The organism is Mesorhizobium sp. M5C.F.Ca.ET.164.01.1.1 (genome assembly GCF_004792125.1).
GTDB classification, from domain to species: Bacteria; Pseudomonadota; Alphaproteobacteria; order Rhizobiales; family Rhizobiaceae; genus Mesorhizobium; species Mesorhizobium wenxiniae.
The window spans coordinates 1-288 of the sequence record NZ_SRTG01000571.1 but is presented as its reverse complement, the minus strand read 5'-3'; the positions used below and the strand labels follow the sequence as shown (position 1 = coordinate 288).

Genomic DNA, 288 nt, shown 5'->3' with positions numbered 1-288 from the left:
GCGACAGATTGGTGTTGGCGTCGCGCAGCCAGATGGTCGACAGATGCGCGGCCAGCGTCTCGACGGTCGTCTGGTCGGCGATCTCGATGTCGAAATCGCTCCAGTTGGAATAGTAGTTCAGCGAGAAGCCGTCGGTCCTGCCGTATTGCTGCAGGTCCGGATAGCGCGACAGGTCGACCGGCTTGTGGAACAGGAAGCCGTCATGGATGTTGCGGCCGCCGATGATTACGCGCGATCTGCCGGGATTCTCGGCCAGCGTCGCCAGCATCTTGACGTTGTGGGTCTTGT

General features: G+C 61.1%; 1 pseudogene. It reads right to left on the bottom strand.

What is annotated here, in order from left to right:
- Positions 1 to 288: pseudogene (locus EN807_RS34795) on the bottom strand (phosphatidylserine/phosphatidylglycerophosphate/cardiolipin synthase family protein); the annotation flags it as partial.